General features: G+C 70.5%; 21 protein-coding genes. 11 read left to right on the forward strand and 10 right to left on the reverse strand.

Annotated features, from left to right (window positions below):
• The first annotated feature begins 2 nt into the window (after positions 1-2).
• From ABT352_RS08300 to ABT352_RS08320, 5 genes are all read left to right on the forward strand, one after another.
• Positions 3-1283, forward strand: a complete 1281-nt coding sequence (locus ABT352_RS08300; RefSeq protein ID WP_350943462.1) for a thymidine phosphorylase — start codon at positions 3-5, stop codon at positions 1281-1283.
• 198 nt (positions 1284-1481) lie between these two features.
• Complete coding sequence (locus ABT352_RS08305) at positions 1482-2102, forward strand: AMIN-like domain-containing (lipo)protein (RefSeq protein WP_350943463.1); 621 nt, start codon at positions 1482-1484, stop codon at positions 2100-2102.
• 56 nt (positions 2103-2158) lie between these two features.
• Entirely contained in the window at positions 2159-2515 is a 357-nt protein-coding gene (locus ABT352_RS08310) for a cupin domain-containing protein (protein WP_350943465.1), read from the forward strand.
• 180 nt (positions 2516-2695) lie between these two features.
• Entirely contained in the window at positions 2696-3775 is a 1080-nt protein-coding gene (locus ABT352_RS08315; protein ID WP_350943466.1) for an adenosine deaminase, read from the forward strand.
• 32 nt (positions 3776-3807) lie between these two features.
• A complete protein-coding gene (locus ABT352_RS08320; RefSeq protein ID WP_350943468.1) occupies positions 3808-4587 on the forward strand; it encodes a hypothetical protein in 780 nt (259 codons plus the stop codon).
• Between the two features lie 55 nt (positions 4588-4642).
• Here the strand turns inward: ABT352_RS08320 and ABT352_RS08325 are convergent, their stop codons facing one another.
• From ABT352_RS08325 to ABT352_RS08340, 4 genes are all read right to left on the reverse strand, one after another.
• Positions 4643-6286, reverse strand: coding sequence for a phospho-sugar mutase (locus tag ABT352_RS08325; RefSeq protein ID WP_350943470.1), 1644 nt, complete (start codon positions 6284-6286; stop codon positions 4643-4645).
• Between the two features lie 14 nt (positions 6287-6300).
• On the reverse strand, positions 6301-7104 hold the full coding sequence (locus ABT352_RS08330) for a purine-nucleoside phosphorylase (RefSeq protein ID WP_350943471.1): 804 nt from the start codon (positions 7102-7104) through the stop codon (positions 6301-6303).
• Between the two features lie 204 nt (positions 7105-7308).
• On the reverse strand, positions 7309-8508 hold the full coding sequence (chrA, locus tag ABT352_RS08335) for a chromate efflux transporter (RefSeq protein ID WP_350943473.1): 1200 nt from the start codon (positions 8506-8508) through the stop codon (positions 7309-7311).
• Positions 8509-8832: 324 nt separating this feature from the next.
• Entirely contained in the window at positions 8833-9285 is a 453-nt protein-coding gene (locus ABT352_RS08340; RefSeq protein ID WP_350943474.1) for a gamma-glutamylcyclotransferase family protein, read from the reverse strand.
• Between the two features lie 153 nt (positions 9286-9438).
• On the opposite strand from ABT352_RS08340, the gene ABT352_RS08345 reads away from it, so the two are divergent.
• Complete coding sequence (locus tag ABT352_RS08345) at positions 9439-10833, forward strand: NAD(P)H-quinone dehydrogenase (protein WP_350943476.1); 1395 nt, start codon at positions 9439-9441, stop codon at positions 10831-10833.
• Between the two features lie 144 nt (positions 10834-10977).
• Here ABT352_RS08345 and ABT352_RS08350 read toward each other — a convergent pair whose 3' ends face one another.
• Both ABT352_RS08350 and ABT352_RS08355 read right to left on the reverse strand, forming a co-directional pair.
• The gene (locus ABT352_RS08350; protein WP_350943478.1) at positions 10978-11208 is read right to left on the reverse strand and encodes a DUF397 domain-containing protein; all 231 of its coding nucleotides are present in this window, start codon (positions 11206-11208) and stop codon (positions 10978-10980) included.
• Positions 11209-11262: 54 nt separating this feature from the next.
• A complete protein-coding gene (locus tag ABT352_RS08355) occupies positions 11263-12459 on the reverse strand; it encodes a pentapeptide repeat-containing protein (protein ID WP_350943480.1) in 1197 nt (398 codons plus the stop codon).
• Positions 12460-12826: 367 nt separating this feature from the next.
• On the opposite strand from ABT352_RS08355, the gene ABT352_RS08360 reads away from it, so the two are divergent.
• Positions 12827-13414 carry a histidine phosphatase family protein gene (locus ABT352_RS08360; RefSeq protein WP_350943482.1) on the forward strand — a complete coding sequence of 196 codons (588 nt, stop codon included), beginning with the start codon at positions 12827-12829 and terminating at the stop codon, positions 13412-13414.
• Between the two features lie 266 nt (positions 13415-13680).
• On the opposite strand, the gene ABT352_RS08365 is transcribed toward ABT352_RS08360, so the two are convergent.
• The 3 genes from ABT352_RS08365 to ABT352_RS08375 are packed head-to-tail and all read right to left on the reverse strand — an operon-like array spanning position 13681 to position 17044.
• Positions 13681-15270 carry a pyruvate, phosphate dikinase gene (locus ABT352_RS08365; RefSeq protein ID WP_350943484.1) on the reverse strand — a complete coding sequence of 530 codons (1590 nt, stop codon included), beginning with the start codon at positions 15268-15270 and terminating at the stop codon, positions 13681-13683.
• The gene (locus tag ABT352_RS08370) at positions 15267-15899 is read right to left on the reverse strand and encodes a transcriptional regulator (RefSeq protein ID WP_350943486.1); all 633 of its coding nucleotides are present in this window, start codon (positions 15897-15899) and stop codon (positions 15267-15269) included. The genes ABT352_RS08365 and ABT352_RS08370 overlap by 4 nt, the downstream gene beginning before the upstream one ends.
• The gene (locus ABT352_RS08375; protein WP_350943487.1) at positions 15896-17044 is read right to left on the reverse strand and encodes a TetR/AcrR family transcriptional regulator; all 1149 of its coding nucleotides are present in this window, start codon (positions 17042-17044) and stop codon (positions 15896-15898) included. Before ABT352_RS08375 ends, ABT352_RS08370 begins: the two co-directional genes overlap by 4 nt.
• Positions 17045-17144: 100 nt before the next feature.
• Here ABT352_RS08375 and ABT352_RS08380 point away from each other — a divergent pair, with 100 nt between their 5' ends.
• From ABT352_RS08380 to ABT352_RS08395, 4 genes are all read left to right on the forward strand, one after another.
• Positions 17145-18122: an ATP-binding cassette domain-containing protein gene (locus ABT352_RS08380; RefSeq protein WP_350943488.1), complete on the forward strand. Its 978-nt coding sequence runs from the start codon at positions 17145-17147 to the stop codon at positions 18120-18122.
• 67 nt (positions 18123-18189) lie between these two features.
• The gene (locus ABT352_RS08385; RefSeq protein WP_350943490.1) at positions 18190-18993 is read left to right on the forward strand and encodes an ABC transporter permease; all 804 of its coding nucleotides are present in this window, start codon (positions 18190-18192) and stop codon (positions 18991-18993) included.
• A gap of 144 nt (positions 18994-19137) precedes the next feature.
• Entirely contained in the window at positions 19138-19452 is a 315-nt protein-coding gene (locus tag ABT352_RS08390) for a type II toxin-antitoxin system Phd/YefM family antitoxin (protein WP_350943492.1), read from the forward strand.
• 202 nt (positions 19453-19654) lie between these two features.
• The gene (locus ABT352_RS08395; protein WP_350943494.1) at positions 19655-20455 is read left to right on the forward strand and encodes a hypothetical protein; all 801 of its coding nucleotides are present in this window, start codon (positions 19655-19657) and stop codon (positions 20453-20455) included.
• A gap of 215 nt (positions 20456-20670) precedes the next feature.
• Here the strand turns inward: ABT352_RS08395 and ABT352_RS08400 are convergent, their stop codons facing one another.
• Entirely contained in the window at positions 20671-21645 is a 975-nt protein-coding gene (locus ABT352_RS08400) for a helix-turn-helix transcriptional regulator (protein ID WP_350943496.1), read from the reverse strand.
• Positions 21646-21699 lie beyond the last annotated feature (54 nt).

Below are 21699 nucleotides of genomic sequence, written 5' to 3' on the forward strand. Positions count from 1 at the left end.
ACATGGACGCCATCGACGTCATCGTCACCAAGCGGGACGGCAGGGAGCTGTCGGCCGAGCAGATCGACTGGGTGATCGACGCCTACACCAAGGGCGTCGTCGCCGACGAGCAGATGTCCGCGCTCGCGATGGCGATCCTGCTCAACGGCATGAACCGGCGGGAGATCGCCGAGTGGACCCAGGCCATGATCCGTTCCGGGGCGAGGATGGACTGGTCGTCGCTGCCGGGACCCACCACCGACAAGCACTCCACCGGCGGCGTCGGCGACAAGATCACGCTGCCGCTCGCGCCGCTCGTCGCCGCGTGCGGGGGATACGTACCCCAGCTGTCCGGCAGGGGACTCGGTCACACCGGCGGCACCCTGGACAAACTGGAGTCCATCCCCGGCTGGCGGGCGTCGCTGTCCAACGACGAGATGCTCGACGTACTCGGCAAGGCCGGAGCGGTCGTCTGCGCGGCGGGCGACGGTCTCGCCCCCGCCGACAAGAAGCTCTACGCCCTCCGCGACGTCACGGGCACCGTCGAGGCGATCCCGCTGATCGCCTCCTCGATCATGTCGAAGAAGATCGCGGAGGGTACCGGCGCGCTCGTACTGGACGTGAAGGTCGGCTCGGGGGCCTTCATGAAGAACGTGGAGCAGGCCCGCGAGCTGGCCACGACCATGGTCGAGCTCGGCACCGACGCCGGGGTCGAGACGGTCGCGCTGCTGACCGCGATGGACCGGCCGCTGGGCCTGGCGGTGGGCAACGCCCTGGAGGTCGCCGAGTCGGTGGAGGTGCTCGCCGGAGGCGGGCCCGCCGACGTGGTCGAGCTGACCGTACGGCTGGCGCGGGAGATGCTCCAGGCCGCGGGCATCTCCGGCGGCAAGGACCCCGAGACCGCCCTCGCGGACGGTTCGGCGATGGACGTCTGGCGCCGGATGATCGTCGCGCAGGGCGGCGACCCCGACGCCCCGCTGCCCAGGGCCGCCGAGACCATGGAGATCACCGCTCCCTCCTCGGGCGTGCTGTCCCGGCTCGACGCGTACGGCGTGGGCCTGGCGGCCTGGCGGCTCGGCGCGGGCCGGGAGCGCAAGGAGGACCCGGTGTCGTTCGGCGCGGGCATCGTGCTGCACGCCAAGCCCGGGGACCCGGTCCGCGAGGGGCAGCCGCTGATGACGTTGCACGCCGACGAGACCTCGCGCTTCGAGCGGGCGCTCGCCGCCCTCGAAGGCGCCTACACCGTCGGCGAGACCACCGGCCCCGGCCTGCTGCCGCTGGTGATCGACCGCATCACCGCCTGACGCCCGGTACGCCCTCGCGTCCGGAGCGTCTTAGCTGTCAGAGGGACGTCCGGAGATCGTCAGGAGGACGTCCGGAGAGGGGAAGGGTGCTTGACTACTTCCTCGACAAGGTGTCACGATCCGGCGAGGGCGCATGTGGTCGGCCGGAGGGTGAACCTCTCAGGGGATCCGAGCATCTAACGGGGCAGGAGGCTCATCATGAACCGCACCCTCGTTCCTCTCGCGCTCGTCCCCGTGCTCCTGTTCGCGGCCGGCTGCGGCTCGGCCACGCAGACCGCGACCCCGTCCCCGGCGGACACACCGACCACGGCGACCACGGCTCCGGCGGATCCGTCCTCCACGTCGACCACGTCCCCCACGCCCTCCGCCGCCACGGCGGCCCTCCTTCCTCCGACGAGCACCAAGGAGGTCGAGGTCGACCGCGCCGTCTCCACCCAGCCGATCGTCACCGGGGCCCGGTTCGCCGAGCACCAGGGGTTCGACCGGGTGGTGATCGACCTCAAGGGCGAGCTGCCTGGCTACCGGGCGCGGTGGGTCTCCGAACTCGTCCAGGACGGCTCGGGAGACAAGGTCGACGTCAAGGGCGGCGCCTACCTGCAGTTGACGATCACCCCGGCCGTCGCGCACACCGAGGCGGGCCAGTCCACCTGGAAGGGCGGCCCGATCTTCCAGGCCCAGTTGGGCAACGTCCAGAACGTGGTCAAGGTCGGTGACTTCGAGGGCGTGGTGAGCGTGGGCGTCGTCCTCGACCGCAAGGCGCCGTTCCGGGTTCTGGAGCAGAAGAGCCCGAACCGGCTGGTCGTCGACATCTCACACTGAGAGCGCCGGGGAACCGGGTGGCGCCGGGCCCCGAGACCGGGTGACAGACTGGCCTGATGGTACGCAAAATCGACAGCGCGACACGGATTCCCGTCCCCGGTGGCAAGACGATCGACGAATACGTCGGTCTGGCCAACAGCGGCGACCCTCGGATCTCGATCGCGTACATGAAGGCCCCGGCCGGGTGGGACGAGCCCGCCCAGACGCCGGAGTTCGCCGAATACACGCTGGTGCTCAAGGGCACCGTCATCGTGGAGCACGACGAGGGCACGACCGAGGTCGGCGTCGGGCAGGTGTTCCTGTGCGAGCCGGGGGAGCGTATCCGCTACAGCTCAGGTCCCGACGGCGCCGAGTACGTCGCCGTCTGCCTGCCGGCCTTCTCCCCGGAGACCGTCAACCGCGAGGGTGAGTGAGGGGGCGGCCCCGGTGACGGTTCGTCGCGCGTCGATCCCGGTGTCTCCGTACCGGGATCGGCGCCGTGTCCCCTCGTGGTCCCCCTCGCGCGGGACACCCGTGCGAACATTCCCAGGCCGGGCCGTGACGGCGCCTTCGCGCAGGCCGACTGGTCAGGCCCCTGACGGTAAGGTTACCGAATGAGTCAGCTACCCACTTTCGAGCAGATCCGCCTGGCTCCGAAGGTGTTGCTCCACGATCACCTCGACGGTGGCCTTCGGCCGGAGACCATCATCGAGCTGGCCCGCGAGTCGGGCTACGACAGATTGCCCGCGACCGAGACGGAGAGCCTGCGCGCCTGGTTCAGGGAGTCCGCCGACTCCGGCTCGCTGGAGCGCTACCTGGAGACCTTCGACCACACGGTCGGCGTCATGCAGACGCGCGAGGCGCTGGTGAGGGTCGCCGCCGAGTGCGCCGAGGACCTGGCGAACGACGGCGTCGTCTACGCCGAGGTGCGTTACGCGCCCGAGCAGCACACCTCCGCGGGCCTGAGCCTCGAAGAGGTCATCGAGGCCGTGCAGGAGGGCTTCGACACCGGTTCGGCGGGCCGTGGCATCCGGGTGGGCACGCTGCTCACCGCGATGCGCCACCAGGCCAGGTCCATGGAGATCGCCGAACTCGCGGTCCGCTACCGCGACGCCGGGGTGGCGGGGTTCGACATCGCCGGAGCGGAGGCGGGCTACCCTCCCACCCGCCACCTCGACGCCTTCGAATACCTCCAGCGGGAGAACGCCCACTTCACCATCCACGCGGGCGAGGCGTTCGGCCTGCCGTCGATCTGGCAGGCGATCCAGTGGTGCGGCGCCGACCGTCTCGGTCACGGTGTCCGGATCATCGACGACATCTCCGTCTCCGGCGACGCCGAGCCCAAGCTGGGCCGCCTGGCGGCCTACGTCCGTGACAAGCGCATCCCCCTGGAGATGTGCCCGACGTCCAATCTGCAGACCGGTGCGGCGGCCTCCATCGCCGAGCACCCGATCGGCCTGCTGCGCCGCCTGAACTTCCGGGTCACGGTCAACACCGACAACCGGCTGATGAGCGGTACGTCCGTCTCCGAGGAGTTCGCCAAGCTGTCGGAGGCGTTCGGCTACGGCTGGGACGACATGCAGTGGTTCACCGTCAACGCCATGAAGTCCGCGTTCCTGCCGTTCGACGAGCGCCTGTCGCTCATCAACGGCGTCATCAAGCCCGGGTTCGCCCGCCTCAAGTGGCAGGTGTGAACGGGCTCGCCCGAGTGAAGTGAGCTTTTCCGATGAAGCAGGTGTTCCGCTCCAACCTCGCGATGATCGTCGGCTGGGTCTGGATGGCCTTCGCCGCGGTCAACGCGGTCGATCTGGTCGTCCGCTACAGCGGGCGGATGTCGATGATCGCCGCGGCGGTGCTGGCGGTGCTGACCGCGCTGGTCTTCGTCGGCTGCCTGCGCCCGGCGATCCTCCTCACCGAGGAGGGCGTCCACGTCCGCAACCCGCTGAGAAACGCCTTCGTGCCCTGGCTGGGCGTGGACGAGGTCACGGTCTCCCACTCGATCACGATCACCTCCGGCGGTGAGAGCATCCGCTGCTGGGTGCCGCAGACCTCCGCCCGCGAGCGGGCGGCGGCCGCGCGCAGGGGGAGGGCCGCGGCCACGCCCGCCCGGGGGCGCTTCAGGACCGAGCCGGTCCGATCGAAGGCCGAGCAGGCCGCCGCCGAGGCGCTGGCGGGCAGGACCCACGCCGATTGGGTGGCCGAGCAGATCACCGAACGCGCGGAATCCGCCAGGCGCGCGGCCTCACTCGCCGCGACCACGAAGGACGACGCGACCGGGCCGGGGGTGGCGACCGAGGGTAGCGGCGGAACCGGAGCCGAGCCCGGAGCGGGTGCTGTGTCCGAGGCCGGAGCCGCGCCTGAGGAGGGCGTCATACCCGAAGCCGGTGCCGCGTCCGAAGCGGGTGCCGCGCCCGGAACCGGCGCGCTCACGATCACCTGGTCGCCGGGCGCCCTGGCCGCGCTGGCCGCCGCCGCCCTGCTGGTGATCGCGGCCTTCCTCGCCTGACGGGGTCGGAGGCCGGGAGCCGTGATGGGGTCAGCGGCCGGGAGTCCTGGCCGGGTCAGAGGCCGAGGGCCTCGGTGAGGTCGGCCTTCAGCGCGTCGAGATCCCGCACCGCCCGCGCGCGGGCCTCGGAGACCTCGCCGGTCACCGGGACCACGACCTCCAGGTAGCACTTGAGCTTGGGCTCGGTCCCCGAAGGGCGGACGACGACCCGGGCTCCTCCCGCCAGGTGGTAGCGAAGGCCGTCGGTGGGCGGCAGCCCGCCCGCGCCGAGGCTCAGGTCGTCGGCGGCCTCGACCTCGCGACCGCCGAGCCGCGCGGGCGGCGCGTCCCGCAGGCGGGACATGGCCCCGGTGATCAGCGACAGGTCGGCCACCCGGAAGGACAGCTGGGAGGTGGCGTGCAGGCCGTGTCGGCGGGCCAGGTCGTCCAGGAGATCGAGCAGGCCGCGACCCTCCAGCTTCGCCTGCGCGGCGATCCCGGCCACGGTCAGCGCCGCGCCGATGCCGTCCTTGTCGTGCACGGGCAGTCCGAGATCGGAGCCGACGCTGTATCCCAGCGCCTCCTCGTACCCGAACCGCAGGCCCTCGCCTGCCTTCATGATCCACTTGAAGCCGGTGAGGGTCTCGGCGCAGCGCACCCCGTACTCGGCGGCGATCTTGCCGAGCAGGGACGACGACACGATGGTGGTCGCCACCAGGCGGCCGTCACCCGAGGTCCGCCGGATCACGTGCTCGCCCAGCAGGGCACCCACCTCGTCGCCGGTCAGCATCCGGTAGCCGCCGCCGGGCAGCGGCACGCCCACCGCGCAGCGGTCCGCGTCGGGGTCGTTGGCCAGCACCAGGTCCGCGCCGACGCGTTCGGCGAGCTCCAGGGCGAGGTCCATCGCGCCCGGCTCCTCCGGGTTGGGGAAGGCGACGGTGGGGAAGTCGGGGTCGGGCGCGGCCTGCGCCTCGACGGTCGCGGGCGCGTCGAACCCCGCGGCGGCGAAGGCCCTGGTCAGGGTGTCGCCGCCCACACCGTGCAGCGGGGTGTACGCCACCCGCAGCTCGCGGGCGTCACCGATCGGGAGCGCGGTCACCGCCTCCAGATAGGCGTCCACGACATCGTCGTCCAGCTCGTTCCACGCCGGGTCGCCGGGGGAGCCGAGGGGCAGCTCGGAGACGGGCCCCGTCGCGTCGATGGCGGCGGAGATCTCGGCGTCGACCGGCGGCACGATCTGGGAGCCGTCGCCCCAGTAGACCTTGTAGCCGTTGTCGCGGGGCGGGTTGTGGCTGGCGGTGACGGTCACGCCCGCGTCGGCGCCGAGGTGGCGGACGGCGAAGGCGAGCACGGGGGTGGGCAGCGGCCGGGGGAGGACCGAGGCGCGCAGCCCGGCCCCGGTGAGTACGGCCGCGGTGTCGTGGGCGAAGGCGTCCGACTTGTGCCGGGCGTCGTAGCCGATCACGACGTGTTTGCCGGGGCCGAGTACGCGGGCGAGCCCGGCCGCGGCGCGCATGACCGTCACCCGGTTCATCCGGTTGGGGCCGGCGCCCAGCTCACCCCTGAGCCCCGCGGTGCCGAACTCCAGCCGGGAACCGAACCGCTCGCGCAGCGCGTCGCCGTCACCGCTCTCCAGCAGCTTCTTCAGCTCCGCGCGCGTGTCGGGGTCGGGGTCCTGGGCGAGCCAGGAACGGGCGAGCCCCGCGAGATCGCTGCTCATCGTCACCTCCCGGGTCACAGCTTGCCGACGACGCCGGCCAGCAGGCCGCCCATGCGCGCGGCGGTGGCGCGACCGACCTCCAGCACCTCCTCGTGGTTGAGCGGCTCGCCCACCAGTCCGGCGCCCGGGTTCGTGACCAGGGAGATGCCCAGCACCTCGGCACCGCCCTCGCGGGCCGCGATCGCCTCGAGCACGGTGGACATGCCGACCATGTCGCCGCCGAGGATGCGGCACATGCGAACCTCGGCCGGAGTCTCGTACGTCGGGCCGCGGAAGGCCACGTAGACGCCCTCTTTCAGCGAAGGGTCGGCCTCGCGGGCCAGTTCGCGCAGGCGCGGGGTGTAGACGTCGGTGAGGTCGACGAAGGTGGCGCCGGTGATCGGGCTGGCGCCGGTCAGGTTGATGTGGTCACTGATCAGCACCGCCTCGCCGACCTCCTGGGTCTCGGGGCGCAGGCCCCCGGCGGCGTTGGTCAGCACGACCGTGCCCACCCCGGCCTTGATCGCGGTCCGTACGCCGTGCACGACCGGGTCCACGCCGCGGCCCTCGTAGAGGTGGGTACGGCCCAGGAAGATCAGTGCGTTCTTGCCCGACTCGGTTCGTACGGCGCGGATCCGGCCCGCGTGGCCCTGCACGGCGGGTGGCGCGAAGCCGGGCAGATCGGTCACCGGGATCTCGGCGACCGTCTCACCGATCACGTCGGCGGCCGGGACCCAGCCGGAGCCCATCACCAGCGCGACATCGAAGGAGTCCACGCCGACGGCGCTTCTCAGCGCGTTCGCAGCGTCGGTGGCGAGTGCATACGGGTCATTGGTCACGTCAGTGAGCGTACCGGTCGGCTGCCTTCACACAGCGTCGTGTCCCCTGCTCAGGGGGAGGGCAGGTCCGTCCCCTGCTCAGGTCCGTCTCCTCCTCGGATCCGCTTCCCGCTGAGGCCCGTCCCCGCTCGGGCCCGTCCCCGCTCGGCGGAGGGGGTGACGCGTCCGGGCCGCCCAGTGAAGGACGCGACGCGCCCGGGACGTTCAGCCGAGCCCGGTGACGGCCACCGAGACCAGGCCGACCGCCGCTCCGGCCGCGATCAGCCACGCCGAGTTCAGCTTCGTCCTCCACAGCACGAGCAGTGTTCCCGCGGTGAGCGCCCAGGTGAGCGGATCGACCAGGGAGATGCGGCCGAGCTGGAACGCGACTCCGGCCATCAGGGCGAGCGAGGCGGCGTTCACCCCGTCGAGCAGCGCGCTCGACCAGGTCCTCGCCCTGATCCGGTCGGTGATCTTGGTGAGCAGCCCGACCAGCAGGAAGCTCGGCAGGAAGATCGCGACGGTGGCGACGATCGCGCCGGGGACCCCGGCGATCAGGTAGCCGACGAAGGTGGCCGTGGTGAACACCGGACCGGGGGTGAACTGGCCGATCGAGACGGCGTCGGTGAGCTGGGTGCCGGTGAGCCAGCCGAGCCGATGGACGAAGTCGCCCTCCAGGAAGGCGAGCAGGACGTAGCCGCTCCCGTACAGGACGGCCCCGATCTTGAGCATGGTGAGGAAGAGCCGGAGCAACTGGTCGGGGTCCTGGCCACCGGTGAGGACCAGCGGTGCGGCCAGCAGCGCCCGCGCGCCGTTCCCGTGAGGTTTCTCACCCGGCCCGCGCGGGCGGGAGCGCCAAGCGGAGGCCGTCCGTACCGCCACCGTGAGCAGGGCCCCGGCAACGAGCAGGAGCAGCTCGTTCACGCCGAGCAGGTAGGCCGTCAGGACACCCACGGCCAGGATCCACAGATAGGTGGTCCCCAGCGCGGTACGGACCAGGGAGAGCAGGGCCCAGATGATGATCGCGATGACGACGGGCCTGATGCCGTAAAGGATCCCGCTCACCGCAGGGGTGTGGCCGTAGTGGACGTACAGGGCCGCCAGCCCGCCGACCATGAGCGCGGCGGGCAGGATGAAACAGACCCCGGCCGACACCAGGCCGCGCCACCCGGCGCGGTCGTGGCCGATGTGGATGGCCATCTCCGTGGAGTTGGGGCCGGGGATGAGGTTGGTCGCGCCGATCAGATCGAGGAAACGCTGCTCGGTCAGCCAGCCGCGCCGCCGTACCACCTCGTCGTGCATCATCGCGATGTGCGCCGCAGGTCCTCCGAAGGCGATGACGCCCAGCCGCAGGAACAGCCAGGTCACCTCGCGCAGGGATGAACCGCGCCCGGTTTCGCCATCTTCGGGAGGTACGTCATTCACCAGGGAATCATGACATTTTCCCAGGTGAAGGCGGGGTGGCCTTCAGGTTAACTTCGCCTTCCGTGCGCGTCCGCGTGCGGCGGACCTCCGGCCCGGGCATCGGAGCGTGGTGACCTCCGCCTCCCACGAACGTCCGCGTACGGCCTGCCCATGCCGGCCTTCGGCACGACGGCGATCCGAGTGTCCGTGTGCCGGAGGTGAAGAGCGGTGCCCTCAGGCTCCCGGGGGACTTCCCTCGGGAGAGATCGTCATATGCGCGCCGGGAGTGCTCTCGGGAGGGCCTCAAGGCGGGGAGCGCGTCCCCCGCGGGCCTCTCCGGCGAGATCAGCTTCCCAGTGAGGTGCAGGGACGTCCGCGCAGCTCCCTGACGTAGTCGTCGGGGGCACCCGCGCGCTCGGCGGCCTCGGCCAGGATGCCGAGGTAGCGGGCCGAGGGCAGCCCGCCCTCGTACCCGTCGAGCACGTAGAACCACGCCACGACCTCGCCCTCCATGGTCTGCACCCGGAGCTTGACCTTGTGATAGAGGCCGCGCGCCGCGCCCTCCCACTGGTCGAGGGAGCTCTCGTCCCACTCGGGCACGTCGTAGAGGACGACGAAGACCTGGTCGTCAGGGTCCTCGACGATGGAGGCGAGCGCGCCCTCCCAGCCGAGATCGTTCCCGCCGAAGGTCAGACGCCAGCCCTGGAGCCAGCCCGTCCCCCTGATCGGGGAGTGAGGGGCCCGCTGGGCCATCTGCTTCGGGTCCATGTTGCTGCCGTAAGCGGCGTAGACAGGCACGGAGACAAACACTAATCCAAGATCCGCGAGACGCTCACCCGGCTTCGAGGCCACGCCGATGACTGGTGGAATCTCGATGGTTTTGTGGTGGTTTCGTGGTTTGGGAGGGGTGCCCAGCGATGCCCGGTCCCGTCATGCGGGAGAATGGGCCATGTGACGAGGATAGTGATCATCGGTGGCGGTCCCGGCGGATACGAGGCGGCGCTGGTCGCCGCCCAGCTGGGAGCGCAGGTCACCGTGGTCGAACAGGACGGCCCCGGCGGGGCCTGCGTCCTCACCGACTGCGTGCCGTCCAAGACGCTGATCGCCACCTCGGTGCGCAAGCAGGCGCTCCTCGACGCCAGCATGCTGGGAGTCCACTACACCGGTGGCCCCGACGGTGACGTCGGCGGAGTCATCGCCGACATGCCGCTGGTGAACAGGCGCGTCAAGGAGCTCGCCCGCGCCCAGTCCGCGGACATCGCCGCCCGGCTGGCCGCGGAGGGCGTCGAGGTGATCAAGGCCCCCGGGCGGCTGGTCGACCCGCAGGTGGTGAGGGCCGGAGACCGGACGATCCGCGCGGACGTCGTCATCGTGGCGACCGGCGCGACCCCGCGCATCCTCACCGGCGCCGAGCCCGACGGCGAGCGCATCCTCACCTGGCGCCAGCTGTACGACCTGGAGGAGCTGCCCGAACACCTCATCGTGGTCGGCTCCGGCGTCACCGGCGCGGAGTTCGCCGGGGCCTACCGCTCGCTGGGCTCGGAGGTCACGCTCGTCTCCTCCCGCGACCGCATGATGCCCAACGAGGACGCCGACGCCGCCGAGGTCCTCGAAGAGGTATACCGGCGCCGTGGCATGAACGTCATGGGCCGCTCCCGCGCCGAGTCCGTCAAGCGCACCCCGGACGGCGTGGTCGTCACCCTGGAGGACGGCAGGACCGCCGAGGGCAGCCACTGCCTGATGACGGTCGGCATGGTCCCCAACACCGCGGGGATCGGCCTCGAGGAGGCCGGGGTCACCCTTGACCGGGGCGGCTTCATCCAGGTCGACAAGGTCTCCCGCACCTCCGCGCCCGGCGTCTACGCGGCCGGAGACTGCACCGGTGTCCTGATGCTCGCCTCGGTCGCCGCCATGCAGGGCCGGATCGCCGTCTGGCACGCCCTCGGCGAGGCCGTGCACCCGCTCCGCCTCGCGACCGTGGCCTCCGCCATCTTCACCGACCCCGAGATCGCCGCCGTGGGCATCGCCGAGCGGGCGATCGAGAACGGTGAGATCGAGGCCAACATCGTCAAGCTGCCGCTCGCCACCAACGCCCGCGCCAAGATGCAGGGTTTCAACGACGGCTTCGTGAAGCTCTTCTGCCGCCCCAACACCGGCATCATCCTCGGCGGCGTCGTGGTCGCCCCCCGCGCCTCCGAGCTGATCCTCGGGGTCTCGGTCGCCGTGCAGCAGCGGCTCACCGTCGACCAGATCGCCCACACCTTCGCGGTCTACCCCTCCCTGTCCGGCTCCGTCACCGAGGCCGCCCGCCGCCTCATGCAGCCCATGACCCCCAGCGGCATCTGACCGGCCGCTCTCACGTTCACACGGCTCCGCTCGCCCACGGGCGGGCTGTCACGGACGAGCCGGGATCCATCCGCCCGATCTCGGTGCGCTCTCTCGGGACAGGGTGCTCTTTCCCGCATCCGGGCAACAAGGTCCGCTCGGCTTTCAGGCAGATCCCGGACCGAAGTCGAACTCTCCGGCACGGACGCCGGAGACGAAGGCGTCCCATTCCGCGCGGGTGTAGTGGATCATCGGTCCATCTGGATCTTTGCTGTGCCGTACGGCGACACGTCCGGTGCCGTCGTTCACCGGCCCCGCCTCGACGCAGTTGCCGCCGCCGTCGGCGCTGAAGCTGCTGATGTGCCAGGAAATCGGAGTGCGCTCGGGAGCTGACATGAGCGGTACGGCTCCATTCATGTGGGTTGATCGGCACTGTTCCGCCGGACGGTGTCAGTGGACGCGGGGGCGGAGGCGGGCGAGGGCGGCTCTGCCGTCCTGGACGGCGCGGGCCACGAAGTGCAGTTCCTCTTCGCGGCGGGCGACGAGAAGGGCCTGCTTGGCCGCCTCGTAGGCGTCGAGGGCGAGACGCCAGTCGCGGTCGGCGGTCATGCCGCCGCGCCCGCTCACCTGGAACTCGTAGTCGAGCTGGTCGATCTCCTCGCCCAGCCGGGTGATGTCCTCCTCCGCGCCGTTCCGCATCAGGACGAACCGGGCGTTGCGCCGGCTCCGCCGCTGGGCGCTGACGCCCCAGGCCACCACGGTCAGCGCCAGGCCCACCGCGCTGAGCACGACCATGACGAGTCCGACGGACGGGCCGCCGCTCTGGATGGGGTCGTCCTGCGGGGCGTTCGTTTCCCTGGCTCCGAAGATGTCGAGGTCGGGCAGCGAGGTCGGCAGCGGGACGGTGAGACCGGTGGGGGTGCCCTTGGCGCCGGTGAGGTCGACGTCGTCGGCCTGGATGAAGGACGCGGCCTCGACCAGCGCGCCGGTGAAGTCGGCGCCGTCCAGCTCGGCCTGGGTGAACTCGACCTCGCGCACGTCGGCGTCCTTGAACGTCGCGTTGCGCAGGTTCGCCTGGCTCATCTTGGCCTCGCGGAGCTTGGCCCTGGTGAAGTCGGCCTTGCGCGCCTTGAGCTGGCCGGGAGTGCTCTCCTCCAGGTCGGCGTCGACCAGCTTGGCGTTGGTGAAGTTGACCTGGGTCAGCTCGGCCCTGGTCAGCTTCGCCCCGGTCAGGTCCGCGTGCGGGAACTCCGCCTGTCCGGCCTCGGCGTCGACCAGGATCGCCTTGCGCAGGTCGGCGTGGTCGGCGTGCATCTGCCCCAGGTCGGCCTCGGTGAGGTTGGCGCCCCGCAGGTCGGCGTACTTCAGCGTGGCCTGGGTGAGGTTGGCCTGCCTGAGCGAGGCGCCGCGCAGGATCGCTCCGGTGAGGTCCTTCTGGATGAGTTCCACACCGTTCAGCTTCGCCCCGGTCAGGTCGGCGCAGCGCAGGGTGACGGGAAGCTGGGCGCCCCTGGTGAAGTCCTTGCCGCGCAGGTTGGCGCCCTGACCGGGCTTGCACGGCCCGGCCGCGGCCTGGGCGGGAGAGATGACTGTCCCCGAGAGCGCGAAGATCGCGACGATGAGAGCCAGGGGGATGGGACGACGCACGGGAGCCTCCTTCAAAGCAGCCCCGATCGTGGCAGCGGACCATTGCATCACGCTAGACACCCACTTGCACCTTTCGCGCCGGGGTTCGTGGACAACCTCCCGGCGGGGCTACCTCCGTCGCGTGACGGCAGGGCTCGCACTTCTCATTGTTCAGATGTTGAAAACATTTGGATTTCGTTAGTATCCTGATTTCTATTGTTCTGGGAAAGAGGGTGGCGATGGTTCGGCTGATTCGGGGTGCGGTGTGCTCGAACCTCTCCGAGCAGGCCCGCACCGGGCGGCGGAGAGGAGCGTCGGCCCTCGCCGTACGGCGCCTCGGAGCCGTACGAGGATCCGGTCCCCACACCCCGAGACCTGGGAGCTGACGATGGCGACTCGGCACCTGTACGTGATGCGGCACGGCGCGGCGGACGCGTTCGGCACGTTGACCGACGTCGGGCAGCGGCAGTCCGAGCTGGTCGGGAAGCGCCTGGCCGCCCTGCCCGTCGACGTCGTGTGGCATTCGCCCCTTCCCCGGGCGGTGCGCTCCGCCCAGATCGTCGGCGAGCACCTGCCGGGCGCTGCGGTGCGCGAAGCGGCCGAGCTGATCGACCATGTGCCGTACGTGCCGGACGAGATGCCCCCCGCGTGGGCGGGGTTCTTCGACGGGTACGACGCGGAGGAGGCCGCCGCAGGCGCGGGCCTCGCGGACGCGCTGGTCGACAGGTTCGCGCGGCCCGCGGAGACCGAGACCCACGAGGTCCTGGTCACCCACGCCTATCCGGTGGCCTGGCTGCTGCGGCACGCCCTCGACGCGCCACCGGTGCGATGGCTGGGGCTGAACTGCGGAAACACGGCGCTGACGGCGATCGAGTATCGCGACGCCGTGGCGCCGACGGTGCTGTTGTACAACGACATGGGTCACCTCCCGCCCGACCTGCGCTGGACGGGATTCGGGCCGGGCACGCGACCCTGAGCGGCGGTGTGGCGGAAAGCCACCCGATCGACCCGGATCGTCCCGGGCGCTCCTCGGTGCTCCTCACATGGATGACTGTTGATCCATGTGAGGAGCCCGGACGGGACCGAACTTCCACGGCCGGTTCGTATGGATACGGGAAGATGAGGCTTAACGCCTGCACGGCAAATGGTCACCCGGAAGAGCTACCGCCTCCCAGCCGCGATTGACCTCATGCCCCGGTGAAGGGACTCGTCGGTCTCTCGCCCACCCGAAGACCCCAGGTCCTAGCCGTGACGGAGTACGGCATGGGCGGCGCCGAGGCGCAGGGCCTCGTCGCGTTCCGAGTGGTCGCCCGACACCTCGTCGGCCCATTCGAGGAGCCGGCGCAGGTGTGCGTCGGCCCCGGTCGTGACGACACTGGGACTGCCGAGGGCGACCTCGCCGCCGGTCCCGTCGATGGTGACGAGGGTGCCCTCACCGACGGTGCGTCCACCGGCCCGCACCGAGGCGCCGGTGACGTCGACGACGAGGTCGCCGATCCCCACCACAGCGGGCTTTCCCATCGATCGCGCGACGACCGCGGCGTGGCTGGCCGGCCCGCCGCGGGCGGTGACGATTCCGGCGGCGGCCGACAGACCGTGCATGTCGTGCGGGGAGGTCTCCGGCCGTACCAGGATGACCGGGCCGTCCGCGGCCATGCGTACCGCTCCGTCCGAGGTGGTCGCCACCCTGCCGGCCGCGACACCGGGGCAGGCGCCGATCCCCCTGGCCAGGATGTCGGCGGTTCCCGCGATCCGGGGTGTGCGGACGTGCGGGAGATGCCGCGGTGAGATCCTGAGCAGCGCTTCGTGCCGCCCGATCACCCGCTCGTCGGCGAGGTCGGTCGCGACGCGGACGGCGGCACCCCCGACGAACCTTCCCGGCCGGACCTGCAGAATCCACAGCTCCCCGGCCTGGAAGGTGAACTCGACGTAGCACGCGTCGCGGTAGTGCCCCTCGACCCGGCGCAGCGTGTCCAGGAGGCCGGCCCACACCGCCGGTTCCCGGTCGGCGAGTTCGCGCAGCGGCCGGGTGAGTGAGCTGCCGGAGACGACGTCCTCACCCTGGTGCCCGAACAGGACCTCACCGAACGGGACGTTCTCCCCGGTGTTGGGGTCGCGGCTGAACGCGACCCCGGTGCCGCTGCGGCCATCGCGGTTCCCGAAGACCATCGTCTGCACGATCACGGCCGTACCGAGGTCGTGCGGGATGTCGTGCAGCTCGCGGTAGGTTCTGGCGCGTGGTGTGTCCCACGACGAGAACACGGCCTCGACCGCCGACTCCAACTGCCGCGCCGCGTCGTCCGGGATCGGCCGGCCCCACCGTCGCCGGATGAGCTCCTCGATCGCCTCGATCCGTGCCTGCTCGTCGCCTGCCCCTTGCCCGAGGGTTCCGTCGTCCACGTTGACGATCGCGGCGGCGAAGCCGGCCAGGAACCGCAACCGTGAGTTCAGCGCGAACCGCGCGTCGCCCGTCTCGGACGCCAGAGCGGCCGTGGCCTCGGTCGTGAGGCCGAGGTTGAGGATCGTGTTCATCATGCCGGGCATCGACACCTCGGCCCCGGAGCGAACGGAGACCGCCAACGGCGTCCGTGATCCCCCGAAGCGACGCCCGGTGGAGGCTTCGAGATCGGCGACGGCCTCCGCGAGTTCGTCGTCGAGCCCGTCGGGAAGACGCCCGTCGCGCAGGAACGTGCGACACGCGTGGGTGGTGACGACGAACCCGGGGGGCACCGGCAACCCGAGACGCCTCAGGACCAGGAGACCGTGTGCCTTGCCGCCCAGCGTCCCCGCCGTCTCCTCGACACGCGGAGAGAGCGGGCGAACCCATCTCATACCCATCGGGGGATCCCGAGTGTGGCGTGCAGGTCCTCGTGCAGCTCCGCCCACACGATGTGGTACGACGAGAAGTCGTCGGCCACGTACGCCAACTCGCCGGCGGCGGCGCGATCGAGTGCCTCGGTGAGACGGACCCGGTAGCGGCCGAAGCGGGGCAACGCCGCGGACAGCCGGGCGCCGACGACGGCGGCACGCCGGTCGAAGTCGACGAACCGGGAGAGGACGCGGGCGTCGTAGGAGGCGTCACGATGGTCGTTGGCGGCCATGACACCGTCGACGGACCGGATCTGCCACGCCGTGCACAGTTCGAGCAGTTCCGGGTTGAGCACGAGAAAGTCGTCGAACGCCGCCTGCACGGCGGCACGGGCACCGGCCGACTCCAACTCGGCGGCGAGGCGTTCGGCGTTCACGACCCGGCCGACGTCGGTGAGACTCCACCCGCCGAAGTCGCCGCCCGCATACGTGACGAGACCGGCGACCGCGAGATCGATCAGCTCGGACTCGACGTCGGATTCACCGAGCCCCGTGGTGCCGGCGAGGCGGGTGAGGCCGGAGGCGCCGCTGCAGCGCAGGGCGTGGAGCACCGACAGGCCGGTGTCGGTCGCGAAAGACTCGGATCGGGTCATGACGTGGGCCCCTTCGGCCGGGTGTCGTTCGAGGCGTCGGCGGTGGAGGTGCCGGAGGTCGAGACGTCGGAGGTCGAGGCCGCGTACGCGGCGCCTCGTCCGTGGGCTCGGGCGACGATCGCGCCGTTCCGGACGCGTACGGCGGACTCCGTCTCGTCGTCGAGGTCCGTCAGGCCGATCGCCGACGCCACCAGGGCGGCGTCGTCGAGGACGAGCCGGACACGCCGCCAGGCGTCTGGAGCGAAGACCCGCCGCAGGCAGCCGACGAGATCGGTGATCCTGAGCCGTACGAGGCGGCCCGTCTCGGCGGCGTCGTCCGTGACGACGACCACCGTCACCTGCTCGCCGGGCCGGGCGGAACGGACGGCCTCCTCGACGGCGGCGAGACGACCGGCCCCCAGCACCGTGATCAGGCCGTCGGCGCCGAGGTCGGCCCGACCCCCGCTGATCCGATCCGTGAGTTCGGCGGGCGGATCCCACGTGTCCTCGCACGGTCGCGCCGGAGTGACATAGGGAAGATACGGCGGCTCCCAGGTGTCGGTGAGCTCGATCCCGGCCAGATGCTCACACGCGCGTGCCAGGTCGAAGGGGTCGCCGAATCCCGGCGCGCTCTCGGCCAGGTGACCCGAACCGTCCAGCAGCGTCAGCGCCAGCTCGGCGAGCCGTACCCGCCGCACCGGCGTCGCGCGGTCCTGTTCGTACGACTCCAGGGCGAGGGCGAGCAGCAACGCCTCCACCCTGACGACCTGCGCCAGCACCGTACGCCCCCGCTCGTCGTCGAGGACGCCGCCGAGCGAGCGCAGGTGCAGGCGCCCTCCGGAGGCCGTGTCGCCGACCAGAGGCAGCCGTTCGAGCCAGGTCCTGGCGAACGCGCCCAGTGCATCGGACGTCGTCGTCGGCTGGGCCGGCGGTGGCGGCGGCTCGTCCGCGGTGGGGTTCTCGACCATGTCGATCAGCACCGCCAGATACAGCGCGCGCTTGCTCGGGAAGTTCGAGTACACCGCCCCGCGGGTCAGGTCGGCCCGATCGGCGATCCGGTCGACCTTGGCCGCCGCGTAGCCGTGCTCGGTGAACTCCTCCCTCGCCGCCGTCAGCACGAACCTCCGGGTGCGCTCCTGCTGCTGCACCCGCGTCAGTCGAACCATCACCGTTCCTTTCTGCGAACCATCGGCATTAGGATACTCTCAAAATTCAGATGTTAGGAACATCTGAATTGCGAGACGATCGAGATGAAGGATGGTGAAGGTGAGCGATCATGGGTTCGAGACCGAAGGGCTGGCCAAGGCGTTCGGCAAGGTCACCGCGCTGGACGGTGTCGATCTGGCCGCTCCGCGCGGACAGGTGCTCGGCCTGCTGGGACCCAACGGTGCGGGAAAGACCACCGTGATCCGCGTCCTCGCGACCCTGCTGCGTCCCGACGGCGGACGCGCGTCCGTGGCCGGGTTCGACGTGGTACGCCAGCCGGGAGAGGTGCGCCGCCGGATCGCGCTGTCGGGCCAGCACACCAGCGTGGACGAGGAGCTGACCGGCCTGGCGAACCTGGTCATGATCGGCCGGCTCCTCGACCTGTCCCGGTCGCAGGCGCTCCTGCGCGCCACCGACCTGCTCGCCCGTTTCGGCCTGGAGGACGCGGCGAAAAGACCGGTGGCCGGCTACTCCGGTGGCATGCGCCGCCGCCTCGACCTCGCCGCGAGCATGGTCGGACACCCCGAGGTGGTCTTCCTCGACGAGCCCTCGGTGGGACTGGACCCCGGCAAACGCGACGAGCTGTGGCAGATGATCCGGGGCCTGAGCGCGGACGGCGTCACCGTCCTGCTCACCACCCAGTACCTCGAAGAGGCCGACGCCCTCGCCGACGCCATCGCCGTCATCGACCAGGGACGGGTCATCGCCTCCGGCACCCCCGCCGAGCTGAAACGAGAAGTCGGCGGGCACACCATCGCCGTGCGGCCGAACGACCCCGCCGACACCGACGTGGCCGCCCGCATCCTGGCCGACGTCGCGGGCCGGGCCCCGGAGCGCTCCAGCCGCCACGAGCTGGTCGTTCCCGTCACCGGTGACGCGGACTTCTTCGAGATCGCCGCCCGGCTGCGTGAAAGCCGCATCGGCGTCTCCGAGCTGTCGCTGCGCCTGCCCAGCCTCGACGAGGTCTTCCTCGCCCTGACCGGAACACCCGCCACCCCCGCCGCCTCCGCCGAAGAACCGACGAAAGCCGCACGATGACCGCCACCGAACGATCGCGTACCGGAATACCTACCACCGCCGCCGACGAACCGACGAGGGCCGCCCGATGACCGCCACCGTGTCCAGCATCGAACCACCGCGCACCCGGCCCCTCGCCTGGCTACGGCACAGCTTCGTACTCGCCGGCCGCAGCCTCGCCAAGACCACCCGCAACCCCGGCCCGATCATCAACGGGGTCGTCACACCCGCCCTGTTCATGGTGCTCTTCCTCTATCTCTTCGGCGGCTCCGTGGCCGGCTCCACCGCCGACTACCTGCAGTACCTCTTCCCCGGCATCCTCGTCATGGGCGCCGGCCTCGCCGGGTTGGTCTCGACCGGCACCAACATCAACCTCGACCTCAAGAACGGCGTCACCGACCGGTTCCGCAGCCTGCCCATCAGCCGCCTCGCGCCCCTGCTCGGCTCCGTACTGGCCGACATCGTCCGCTATCTGCTCGCCGTCGCCATTCTCTTCGCCATCGGCACGCTCCTCGGCTTCCGCGCCCACGGCGGTCTCCCCGCGGCCCTCGCCGCCGCCGGCCTCGCCATCACCTTCGGCTTCTGCCTCAGCTGGGTCACCGTGTTCTTCGGCGTCCTCGTCAAGAGCGCCGACACCGTCCTCGCGATCAGCTTCATCGGTTTCCTGCCGTTGCAGCTCGGCACCAGCCTCGCCGCTCCCGTCGAGACCCTGCCCGGCTGGCTGCGAGCCTGGGCCGAGATCAACCCCGTCACCCAGGCCATGGACGCCTGCCGCGCCCTCCTCAACGGCACCCCGGTCGGCGGCACCGTCACCACCACGCTCATCTGGTGCGCGGTTCTCTTCGTGGTCTTCTGCCCCCTCGCCATCCGCGCCTACAGCCGCCAACAATGACCTGGCCGGTTTTCGGGGTAACCGCCGACCTGTTCTTCTGGATGGAACCACCGTGTCAATGACCGACGCGGACGTGGTGGAGCGCGAGTGACCACCTGGGGTCACCAAGTGGTACCAAGTGGCACGCGGAGGCAGAGTTGACAGGTGAGTACTCCCGAGACAGAACACTCCCACCGGATCTCTCAGCAGGATCTGCGCGAACGGTCAGCGGAGATCCTGCACGGACTGGAACGCGGAGAGTGGTACGCCGTCACACGCGACGGCCGTCACATCGGCGATCTGGTTCCCGTCCGGCGCCGGGCCGTCTCGCGGGCCGAGTTCGCCGCCGCGTCCCGCGGTATGCCGCGCCTGGACGACCGGAAGTACCACGAAGACATGGACCAGCACGTCAACGCCGACCCTTATGACTCCTATGACCATGCTTACGGCAGAGGCGAGTTTGCCGAGGACGGGGAATGACCTCTGTGTAAGGGTTGCTCGACACCCACATCCTCGTCCTGCGCGCTGGGATCGACCCCGATGAACTGCCGTCGGATTCCTTGAAACGAGCCGTGTTCCCGGTGCTCGGCCATGACCGCCCGCCGCGCGGAGAGGTGAGACACGTCCGTGATCAAGGTCGGGGAAGATTGCCCTTCTTTTCCCGGACTATCGAGGAACCCCTATGAAGCGAATGATCGCGAGCATCTCCGCGGTCACGGCCGTCGCGCTCGTGACCGGGACACCGGCCCAAGCCCAGGCTCAGGCCGCCCCCGCCGATCCGGTCAAGGCGTTGAAGAGCCAGTTCGTTCCGGGCAAGGGGGTGAGGTTCAGCGATCGGAGCACCATGATCGAAGATGGCGAGGGCCAGCCTTACCTGCGGCGCACCGGTTCCTTCCAGTTCGGCCGAGGCGGGATCGTCGCCTCCGACATCAGCGCGAAGAGTGCCCGCCCGGCCGACGATCGCCTCAATCCGTACGTCCCCGAAAGGACGATCCGGGTCGGCACCACGAGCTACTCCCAGGGGGGCACCTATCGCGACAAAATGCCGCGAGGCAAGAGTTGGTACAAGGACCCGGACGGCATGACGGGCGGTACGGACGGCTGGTTCAGCCAACTGGTGAACGTCGCCGAGCCGGCGACCCTCACCAGCCTGCTCAAGGGTGCCAAGAAGTCCCGTACCACCTACAGCGGCACCACCACCTTCGGCAGGCTCGCCAAGGTCTCGCCCTGGTTCCGCGCCACCCTGCCGCTCCGGTCGAGCGACAAGACCGTGGTGACGTTCAAGCTCACCGTGGACAGAAACCACCTGCCACAGCGCCTGACCACGTCCTTCCCCGTCGTCGGCATCTTCGACAGCACCGGGTGGGAGGGCAAGACGATCAGCGTCGAGACCCGATTCACCGGCTGGGGCAGCAGGGTCTCCATCAAGGCGCCGCCCGCGAACAAGGTGACGACCAAGCTTGAGGACAGGGACGGGTTGTGACAGCTGACGGTGGCGCTGTTGTCATGAGACGGGCCGGCCTCGGTGACCCCGTGGCCGGCCATGCCGATGACCATTGCTGCCACGTCTTCACCTCCTGACGGCTCACGCTCAGGCCCGGAGCGCACTGCCTCAAGGCGGCTACTGCCACGCCTGCGATCGAGTGCCGAACGACGGCGCATTCCTCGATGCGTCGAAGTTCGGCGTTCGGAATCGCCTCAAACATTCGCGTGACCGGGTTTGGCGGCGCGGATGGCGCGGGCGCCCGCCGCACGCAGGTACGCCAGTAGTTCGGGCGGCTCGTGCACCTGGAACTCGCAGCCGAGCAGGAGCAGCCGGGAGGCGAGCCACTCCAAGGTGTCGGCGCGCCCGTGCAGGCGGCAGCTGTGCTCGTCGATCGGCTGGACGTCGCCGGGGGCAGTGCCGAGCCTTCGCGTCACCTGGTCGGCCGGAAGGTGCAGGGTCGCCCGCATCTCATAGGTGGGTGCCGACGCGTACAACTTGTCGACGATGAAGGCGGCCGCGTCCTGCTCGGGCGGCTCGCGGGGTGAGACCCGCACGCCGGTTGGCCGCGGATCGCCGATTCGGTCGACGCGGAAGGTCCGCCAGTCATCGCGATCGTTGTCGTAGGCCAGCAGATACCAGCGGCGTTCGGCCGCCACCAGGCGGTACGGCTCGACCAGGCGTCTGGTCTCGTTCCCGTCGCTCGCCTGATAGGCGAACCGCAGGCGTTCTCGGTTGGCGACCGTACCGGCGAGCACCGTCAGGTTCTGCGGATCGACACTCGGCCCGTTCCCGGTCAGTGTCGACACCAGGGCCGCGGCCAGCGCGGCGACCCGGTACCGCAGCCGAGACGGCAGCACCTGCTCCAACTTGGCCAGGGCCCGCACGGATGCCTCCTCCATGCCGTCCACCGGAGTCCCGGCCGCCATGCGCAGACCGACCGCGATGGCCACCGCCTCCTCGTCGTCCAGCAGCAACGGTGGCATGGCCTTGCCGGCGGCGAGCCGGTAGCCACCCACCGCTCCCATCGTCGCCCGTACCGGATAACCCAGCTCGCGCAGCCGATCGACGTCCCGCCGGATCGTCCGGGGGCTGACTCCCAGACGCTCGGCCAGCTCGCTGCCGGGCCATTCGCGCGGCGTCTGCAGCAGGGACAGCAGTTTGAGCAGTCGTGCGGGGGTGTCGCTCATGGAGGCCATCATGCCCGGCCATATAGGTCAGGAACTGTCCCAGATGATTCCTAC

Origin of the sequence: Streptosporangium sp. NPDC000563 (assembly GCF_040299985.1) — a bacterium.
Classification (GTDB): Bacteria; Actinomycetota; Actinomycetes; order Streptosporangiales; family Streptosporangiaceae; genus Streptosporangium.

Bases quoted from the DNA above. Each gene is read 5' to 3' on its own strand.
- ABT352_RS08365 (WP_350943484.1), bottom strand. From the start codon at position 15,270: ATGAGATGGGTTCGCCCGCTCTCTCCGCGTGTCGAGGAGACGGCGGGG.
- ABT352_RS08310 (WP_350943465.1), top strand. From the start codon at position 2,159: ATGGTACGCAAAATCGACAGCGCGACACGGATTCCCGTCCCCGGTGGC.
- ABT352_RS08370 (WP_350943486.1), bottom strand. From the start codon at position 15,899: ATGACCCGATCCGAGTCTTTCGCGACCGACACCGGCCTGTCGGTGCTC.
- ABT352_RS08360 (WP_350943482.1), top strand. From the start codon at position 12,827: ATGGCGACTCGGCACCTGTACGTGATGCGGCACGGCGCGGCGGACGCG.
- ABT352_RS08320 (WP_350943468.1), top strand. From the start codon at position 3,808: ATGAAGCAGGTGTTCCGCTCCAACCTCGCGATGATCGTCGGCTGGGTC.
- ABT352_RS08385 (WP_350943490.1), top strand. From the start codon at position 18,190: ATGACCGCCACCGTGTCCAGCATCGAACCACCGCGCACCCGGCCCCTC.
- ABT352_RS08305 (WP_350943463.1), top strand. From the start codon at position 1,482: ATGAACCGCACCCTCGTTCCTCTCGCGCTCGTCCCCGTGCTCCTGTTC.
- ABT352_RS08400 (WP_350943496.1), bottom strand. From the start codon at position 21,645: ATGAGCGACACCCCCGCACGACTGCTCAAACTGCTGTCCCTGCTGCAG.
- ABT352_RS08395 (WP_350943494.1), top strand. From the start codon at position 19,655: ATGAAGCGAATGATCGCGAGCATCTCCGCGGTCACGGCCGTCGCGCTC.
- ABT352_RS08350 (WP_350943478.1), bottom strand. From the start codon at position 11,208: ATGTCAGCTCCCGAGCGCACTCCGATTTCCTGGCACATCAGCAGCTTC.
- ABT352_RS08300 (WP_350943462.1), top strand. From the start codon at position 3: ATGGACGCCATCGACGTCATCGTCACCAAGCGGGACGGCAGGGAGCTG.
- ABT352_RS08315 (WP_350943466.1), top strand. From the start codon at position 2,696: ATGAGTCAGCTACCCACTTTCGAGCAGATCCGCCTGGCTCCGAAGGTG.
- ABT352_RS08375 (WP_350943487.1), bottom strand. From the start codon at position 17,044: ATGGTTCGACTGACGCGGGTGCAGCAGCAGGAGCGCACCCGGAGGTTC.
- ABT352_RS08325 (WP_350943470.1), bottom strand. From the start codon at position 6,286: ATGAGCAGCGATCTCGCGGGGCTCGCCCGTTCCTGGCTCGCCCAGGAC.